Annotated in this window: 7 protein-coding genes and 1 pseudogene; 4 read left to right on the forward strand and 4 right to left on the reverse strand. The window is 71.5% G+C overall.

What is annotated here, in order from left to right:
- Both D588_RS0116070 and D588_RS0116075 read left to right on the forward strand, forming a co-directional pair.
- Positions 1 to 318 (forward strand): annotated as a pseudogene (locus D588_RS0116070) (hypothetical protein); the annotation flags it as partial.
- On the forward strand, positions 315 to 1,583 hold the full coding sequence (locus D588_RS0116075) for a heme biosynthesis HemY N-terminal domain-containing protein (RefSeq protein WP_017916704.1): 1,269 nt from the start codon (positions 315 to 317) through the stop codon (positions 1,581 to 1,583). The pseudogene D588_RS0116070 and the gene D588_RS0116075, both read left to right, overlap by 4 nt.
- Positions 1,584 to 1,811: 228 nt before the next feature.
- Here the strand turns inward: D588_RS0116075 and D588_RS0116080 are convergent, their stop codons facing one another.
- Together D588_RS0116080 and D588_RS0116085 are read right to left on the reverse strand one after the other, a co-directional pair.
- The gene (locus D588_RS0116080) at positions 1,812 to 2,381 is read right to left on the reverse strand and encodes a hypothetical protein (protein ID WP_017916705.1); all 570 of its coding nucleotides are present in this window, start codon (positions 2,379 to 2,381) and stop codon (positions 1,812 to 1,814) included.
- 180 nt (positions 2,382 to 2,561) lie between these two features.
- The gene (locus D588_RS0116085; protein WP_026143786.1) at positions 2,562 to 3,842 is read right to left on the reverse strand and encodes an acetyl-CoA C-acetyltransferase; all 1,281 of its coding nucleotides are present in this window, start codon (positions 3,840 to 3,842) and stop codon (positions 2,562 to 2,564) included.
- 105 nt (positions 3,843 to 3,947) lie between these two features.
- Here D588_RS0116085 and D588_RS0116090 point away from each other — a divergent pair, with 105 nt between their 5' ends.
- Both D588_RS0116090 and D588_RS0116095 read left to right on the forward strand, forming a co-directional pair.
- Positions 3,948 to 4,835, forward strand: coding sequence for a hypothetical protein (locus D588_RS0116090; protein WP_017916706.1), 888 nt, complete (start codon positions 3,948 to 3,950; stop codon positions 4,833 to 4,835).
- A gap of 211 nt (positions 4,836 to 5,046) precedes the next feature.
- Positions 5,047 to 5,613 (forward strand): NADAR family protein, encoded by a 567-nt coding sequence (locus tag D588_RS0116095; protein WP_017916707.1) that lies wholly within the window; start codon positions 5,047 to 5,049, stop codon positions 5,611 to 5,613.
- Between the two features lie 146 nt (positions 5,614 to 5,759).
- On the opposite strand, the gene D588_RS0116100 is transcribed toward D588_RS0116095, so the two are convergent.
- On the reverse strand, positions 5,760 to 6,386 hold the full coding sequence (locus D588_RS0116100) for a superoxide dismutase family protein (protein WP_017916708.1): 627 nt from the start codon (positions 6,384 to 6,386) through the stop codon (positions 5,760 to 5,762).
- 79 nt (positions 6,387 to 6,465) lie between these two features.
- Positions 6,466 to 6,963: superoxide dismutase family protein (locus D588_RS0116105; protein WP_017916709.1), on the reverse strand; the 498-nt coding region annotated here is incomplete at its 5' end.

Below are 6,963 nucleotides of genomic sequence, written 5' to 3' on the forward strand. Positions count from 1 at the left end.
CCGCTGGTGAAGATCCGCCCCTCGCAGGGCGGCGTCCTGGCCGCCGGCTCGGAGCGCGTGGCCGCCCACGACGCGCTGCAGCTCGACCTGACCCTGGCGCGCGCGGCGCTGGAACGCGGCGACACGCGTGGCTATCGCAGCGCCCTGGCCGGCGCCGGGCGCTGGCTGTCGCGGCTGTGGCCGGAGTCGCCGCAACTGCGCGAACGCCGCGCCGCGCTGCGCACCCTGGCCAATGCCGATCTGCGCCCGACCATTCCCGAACTCGGAACCACCCTGCAACAGTTGCGCGCGATGCGCGACGCAAGGAGCCCGTCATGAAATCCCTCCGTTCCCTGATCGTGCTGTTGATCGTCATCGCGCTGGGCGTGATCGGTGCGCAATGGCTGGGGCAGGACCAGGTGCGCCAGCTCGGCGAGGTGATCGTGCGCGTCGGCGGCACCGACTACATCGCCTCGCTGCCGCAGGCCTCGCTGCTGCTGGTGATCGCGTTCCTGGCGCTGTGGCTGGTGTGGAACGTGCTCAGTTTCCCGTTCCGCGCCTGGGGCCGGCGCCGCCGCAAGCAGTCGCGCGCGCGCCTGCTCGACGGCCTGGCCGCCGCCCACGCCGGCCAGTGGACGCGGGCCGAGAAGCAGCTCAACGCCGCCGCCGAAGACCCCGAGGTCAGCGCCATCGCCCTGATCGCCGCGGTACGCGCGGCCGATGCGCGCGGCGACCGCGAGGCGACCGAGCGCCACCTGCGGCGCCTGGCCGAACGCGATCCCGCCGCGCATGCACTGCTGCTGGCCGAACTGCATCTGGAGCAGCAGCGCCCGGTCGATGCGATCAATGCGCTGGACGTGGCCGCGGCGCAGCCGCTGCCGCCGCGCGGGCTGTTGCTGCGCACCGAGGCACTGACCCGCATCGGTCGTGCCGGCGAGGCCTACGGCCAGCTCGGCGCGATCCGCCAGCAGCAGGCGCTGCCGCTGGAGGCGATCGCCACGCTGGAAACGCGCCTGGCCGCGGCCTCGCTGGACCAGGCCGCCGATGCCAATGCCCTGGCCGAGCGCTGGGAGAGCCTGCCCAAATCGCTGCGCAGCGAGCCGGCGGTGGTCGCCGCCTACGCGGTGCGCGCAGCGGCGCTGCGCTGGGACGATGCGGCGCTGCGCAGCCTGGAGCAGGCGCTGGACACGCGCTGGGACGAAGGCCTGGCCGCGCTGTACGGACGCCTGCCGGTGGAGAAGTACGATTCGCGCCGCGCCAGCGCGCAGCGCTGGCTGCAGGCGCATCCGGACAGCCCGGCGCTGCTGCTGACCCTCGCGCGTCTGGCCAGCCGCCAGCAGCAGTGGCCGCAGGCCGAGGAATTCCTGCACCGCGCGCTGGCGCTGGGTGCCGGTGCCGAGGCCTGGGAAGTGTTCGGCGACGGCTATGCCGACGCCGGCGACATGCTCGCGGCGCAGCGCTGCTACGCCAATGCGCTGCGCGTGCAGCGCGGCGAGCTCGCCCAGCCGCTGCCCGAACCGGTCGCGCCGGTGACCCCGATCGCGCCGGCGCCGGACAGCACGGAACGCCGCGACGACCATGGATTCCCGCGGCTGGAGGGTTGAGTCCGTCCCCGTGTTGTCAGAGATGGCCGAGCCTGCAAGACCAGGCCGGGCACGCTGATCCGCGGCGAAAGCGCGTCATGGCTGCTTCCGGACGCGGCAGCGCACGCGCATCGCTCCTGCGCCGATCAGCGAAGAGGAGCACGGCAGAAGGCCTGGGCCACGTCGTGTGCCCAGGCCGGCGGCGCGCCGGTCATCGCATCCGAAGGTAGGCCGGCCGCGTCCGTCCGCTCAGCGCCGCAAGGCCGGCGGCAGCGCCGGCAGGCGCGCCAGGAACTCGGGCGCCAGGCCCTTGTAGCGCGCGTAGCGCTCGTCCATGCGCCGCGGCACCAGGATGCGCGCGCCGAACATGCCCCAGATCAGCATGACCAGGAACACGGCGCCTCCCAGCCAGAACCCGCTCTCGCCGCCGACGGCGAATCCCAGCAGCGTGCCAACCAGGAAGGCACCGGCGATCAACAGGATGTACCGGTTGCGCCGACGCCGATGCGCCGCGCACATCCCGAGCACATGGCTGCTGCGCTTGCGCGCGACCAGCGCCGCGATCGCATAGACCAGGATGCTCACCAGGATCAGCGCGTACCAGCCCGGCGCGTGCCAGTAGAAGGTGCGCTTCTTGAGTTCGTCGTTGCCCAGCGCCGCCCCGCACTTCACGCAGTGCGGCGGGAACGGCGCATCGCGCAGGCACAGCAAATCCGTGCCATCGCGCCACAACGTCTCGCCCGGCAACGGCGGCGGCAGGCTGGACGGACTGGCGACGCTGGGCGCCTGGTACGGATTGAAACTGCCCTGCTCGGTCATGGCCTGCGCCCCCTGCGCGCCGTGTCGCCCGCGTGACGCAGGCGAATCGGCGGGCATGGTAGCGCGGCCGATGCAGCGCGGTAAGCGCCGGCGGCGCCGGCGCGCAAGGACCGGTGGATGGCGCGCAGGCGTGTCCTGGGAGGATATGGGCACGCGTGCAGGCACGCGCCCGCACCGGGGTCAGCGTTCGACGATCGCCACCACGCCCATGCCGCCGGCGGTGCAGATGGAGATCAGCGCGCGGCCGCCGCCGCGTTCGACCAGTTGCTTGGCGACGGTGGCGACGATGCGCGCGCCGGTCGCGGCGAACGGATGGCCGGTGGCCAGCGACGAGCCCACCGGGTTGATCTTGGCCGGATCGATCTGCCCCAGCGGCGCGTCCAGGCCGAGCCGGGTGCGGCAGTAGTCCTCGCTCTCCCAGGCACGCAGGGTGCACAGCACCTGCGCGGCGAAGGCCTCGTGGATCTCGTAGATGTCGAAGTCCTGCAAGCGCAGGCCATGGCGCTTGAGCATCTCCGGCACGGCCACGGTCGGCGCCATCAACAGGCCTTCGCCGTGCACGAAATCCACCGCCGACACCTGCGCATCGCGCAGGTAGGCCATCGGCACGTGGCCATGCGCCTGCGCCCATTCTTCCGAGGCCAGCAGCACCGCGGCGGCGCCGTCGGTCAGCGGGGTCGAGTTGGCCGCAGTCAGAGTGCCGCGGCCGCTGACCTTGTCGAAGGCCGGCTTCAGCGTGGCCAGCTTCTCCAGCGAGGTATCCGCGCGCAGGATGTTGTCGCGCTCCACGCCGCGGAACGGCGCGATCAGGTCGGCGAAGAAGCCGCGCTCGTAGGCGGCGGCCAGCTTGTGGTGCGAGGACACCGCCCAGGCGTCCTGCGAATCGCGCGAGATGTTCCACTGCTTGGCCATGTCCTCGCAGTGGTCGCCCATGCTCTTGCCGGTGCGCGGCTCGGCCACGCCCGGGAACTCGGGCTTGAGCTCGGCGAACTTGAAGCCGCGGGTCAGCGCGCGCAGCTTGTCGCCGGTGCTCTTGGCACGGTTGGCCGCCAGCAGCCGCGCGCGCAGCTTCTTGCCGTAGACGATCGGCACCTCGGAGGTGGTGTCCGAACCGCCGCCGATGCCCGACTCGATCTGCCCCAGCGCGATCTTGTTGGCGACGGTGATGATGCTGTCCAGGCTGGTGCCGCAGGCGCGTTGCAGGGTGATGCCCGGAGTCAGCGGCGACAGCCCGGAGGACAGCGCCGCCTCGCGGCCCAGGTTCCAGTCGCTGGAATGTTTGATCACCGCGCCCATCGCCACTTCGCCCAGCTGCTGCCCGTGCAGCCCGTAACGCTCGACCAGCGCGCCCAGCGTGCGCACCGACATGCCGAGGTTCCCGACATCCGCATACGCCGTGTTCTGCCGGCAAAACGGAATGCGGACGCCGCCGAGAATGGCGACGGGACGGGCTGCTGGCATGGGATTACCTCGCGCGAGGGGAGTCGGGGACATGGCCTGCACGGTAGCGCAGGCATAATGAAGCGAGTGTAGCTATGCGCCCGCGACGGGCCAACCGCCAATCCCATGACCCAAGCCTCCGCCACTCGCCACGCCCACGGGGTCATCGCCCTGGAATTGTCCTCCGGGCGCGAACCGGCGCACCCGGCGCTGCCGCATGCGCAGGCCGCCGACCTGGCCGAGAAGGTCGGCCGCGACCTGGCGCAACTGGTGCCGGCGGTGCGCGAACTGGAACTGAGCCTGGCCGGCGCGCATTTCGACCCGGCCGAAGCGTTGCGTCCGGGCTGGCCGCTGCACCGGCGCCTGGAGGAACTCGCCGCCCGCGCGCCCAGCCGTCACGACGGCCCGCGACTGCTGGCCTTCGGCACCGATGCCGACGGCAGCGTGCCGCTGCCGTTCCAGGCCGATGCCGGCCTGCGCGGCGGCGCATTGCGGGTGGTGCCGTTCCTGCTCAGCGGCCCGGCCGACACCGTGCAGGCGGTGGCCGAAGCGCTGGAGGATGTGTTGCTGGCGCAGGGTATGGCGCAGGCCGATACCGCGCTGCTCGCGCAGCAGGGCTTTGGCGCGGAGATCGAGCACGCCCGCTACCTGACCGGCCACGACCTGGCGGCGATGATGTCCATGCAGTACGACAACCAGGGTCTGGCACCGCTGTGGCCGCTGATCGAGACCGCGCTGCTGGCGCCGGACCAGGAAGAATGGCTGCAGGCCCCGCCGGAGCCGCTGCTGCGCTACCGCGAAGGCGAGGTGCGCATGGCGCTGTTCGACCCGGCCAGTTGGTGCGCGCACTACGCCTACGACCGCCAGGACTGCGAGCGCCTGCAGCGGGTCTACGAGCAGTACCTGGCGCGCCAGCGGCAGCTGGCCGCGGTACTCGAGGCCCACGGCCTGCCGGTGCTGTATGTGCATTGCGAGAGCGGGCAGGACGCCAAGCAGGCGTTGCTGGCGGCCTGAGCCGCGTCAGCACCTCCACTGGCGTGTCACCGCCCGAAAGGAGCAAGCGGGCCAGCGGTGGACTCCGGCAGGCGCAGTTGGAGAGAGAACGCGATACCGGGCTGACGCAGCGACAGGTGGCCGCAACGGCATGTCGCAGCATCCACGGCGCTGGCCTGGCACCGCGGGGTTGCAGCAGTGCAGACGAACTTGATTTCCAGCAGGGACATCCATGCACACCGTGTTGACCGTGGACGCGCTGTGCGCGCGCCAACAGGCGGGCGAACACCTCAAGTTCGTCCACTTCTGGGGGCATACGCCGAAACAGCCCGGCGCCATCGACCGCAGTTGCTTCAGCCAATGGTTCGAGGCGCCGTTCGTGCTCGATTCGGTGACCTACCCCACCGCCGAGCATTACATGATGGCCGGCAAGGCGCGGCTGTTCGGCGATCATGCCGCCTGTGCTCGCATTCTGGCCGCCGCGCATCCCGGAGAAGCCAAGGCGATCGGGCGGGAGATCCAGGGTTTCGATGAATACACCTGGCGCGATGCCCGCATGCAGTTGGTCATCGCGGGCAACCTGGGCAAGTTCGGCCAGCATGCGGCGCTGAAGACCTTCCTGCTCGGGACCGGCGGCAGGGTGCTGGTCGAAGCCAGTCCGGTCGACCGGATCTGGGGCATCGGCCTGGCGGCGGACGACCCGCGCGCCGCCGATCCCACGACGTGGCAGGGCGAGAACCTGCTGGGCTTCGCCCTGATGGAGGTCCGCCGGCGACTGGCGGAATCAGATCCTCGCTGAGCGCGACAGACGATGCCGCTCTGCTTCATGCAGCCTCGATCCGGCGCGACTGGAGCCACTTTCCGGATATCAGCGGATCCAGGAAGCGAAAGACAGCGGCGCCCGCAACACGGATGCCGCCATCACGAACGTCATCCAGCGTGCACTTACTGCGCCGGCGCGGCCGCCGCGTCGCCCTTGATCACGCCACAGGCCAGGCGGCCGCCGGCGTTGCCGGTGGGCTGGCTCTTGTAGTCGTCCGGGTCGGCGTGGACGATCACCGCGTGGTTGAGGATGTCGAAGCCGTCGCCCTTGCCGATGTTGACATTGTTGGACACCGCCGCATCGATGGTCGCCTTGCCGTCGGCGTCGGCCTTGAGGTTGGGCATGTCGCCGCCGTGGTGCGGATCGCTGCCGACCTGGCCGTGCTCGGTCTTGGCCGGGTTGAAGTGGCCGCCGGCGCTGCTGCCGTCCGGCGCGCTGCAGTCGCCGAACTCGTGGATGTGGAAGCCGTGCTCGCTGTTGGGCTTGAGCCCGGTGATGGTGCCGGTGACATGCACGGCGCCGTCGACGGTGGTGAACTTGACCTCGCCGGCCACTTCATTGCCCTGGGTCGGGCTGAGCGCGGCGCTGGCGCTGCCGGTGGCATTGGTCGCTGCCGGCGGTGCGCTCGCGGCCGGGGCGGCGGCGGGTTCGGGGGTCGCCGCCGGGGTGGAGGCGGGTTCTTCGCGCTTGCAGGCGCTCAGCGCCAGGGTGGTGGCCAGGAACAGCAGACTGGGAAGGGTACGACGCACGGGGGTTCTCCTTCGTTGCAGAGCCGCGGAATGCGGACGGACCTCCCAGGCGGACCCGGGCGGAAGTAGCGATGCGAGGTCAGCGCAGCGGGCGGATCACGCCGCAGGCCACGCGCGCGCCGGCGTTGCCGGCCGGCTGGCTGCGGTAGTCGTCCGGATCGGCATGCGCGACCAGCGCGCGGCCGACGATGTCGTTGGCCGCGCCGCCGCCGAGCACCACGCCGTGCAGCAGCACGTCGATCTGCGCGGTGCCGTCGGCATTGGCGTTGAGGTTGTCCATGTCGCCGGCGTGGTGCGGGCCGCTGCCGGCGCGGCCGTGCGGCGCGCCGAGCGGATTGAAGTGGCCGCCGGCGCTGCTGGCGTCGGCCGCGCTGCAATCGCCGCGCTCGTGCACGTGGAAGGCAAAACTGTGGTTGGGCTGCAGGCCGCCGAGGGTGCCGGTGATGCGCACGCCACCGGGGGCGGCGACCAGCGACAGCTTGCCGCTGACCAGGCTGCCGGAGGCCGGCGCCAGCACGGCCTGCGCCTGCTGCACGGTGCCGGCACTGGCCAGCGGCGGCGCCTTGGGCGGCGGCGG

Source organism: Xanthomonas sp. SHU 308 (assembly GCF_000364645.1).
GTDB classification, from domain to species: domain Bacteria; phylum Pseudomonadota; class Gammaproteobacteria; order Xanthomonadales; family Xanthomonadaceae; genus Xanthomonas_A; species Xanthomonas_A sontii.

Bases quoted from the DNA above. Each gene is read 5' to 3' on its own strand.
- D588_RS0116075 (WP_017916704.1), top strand. From the start codon at position 315: ATGAAATCCCTCCGTTCCCTGATCGTGCTGTTGATCGTCATCGCGCTG.
- D588_RS0116080 (WP_017916705.1), bottom strand. From the start codon at position 2,381: ATGACCGAGCAGGGCAGTTTCAATCCGTACCAGGCGCCCAGCGTCGCC.
- D588_RS0116090 (WP_017916706.1), top strand. From the start codon at position 3,948: ATGACCCAAGCCTCCGCCACTCGCCACGCCCACGGGGTCATCGCCCTG.
- D588_RS0116085 (WP_026143786.1), bottom strand. From the start codon at position 3,842: ATGCCAGCAGCCCGTCCCGTCGCCATTCTCGGCGGCGTCCGCATTCCG.
- D588_RS0116095 (WP_017916707.1), top strand. From the start codon at position 5,047: ATGCACACCGTGTTGACCGTGGACGCGCTGTGCGCGCGCCAACAGGCG.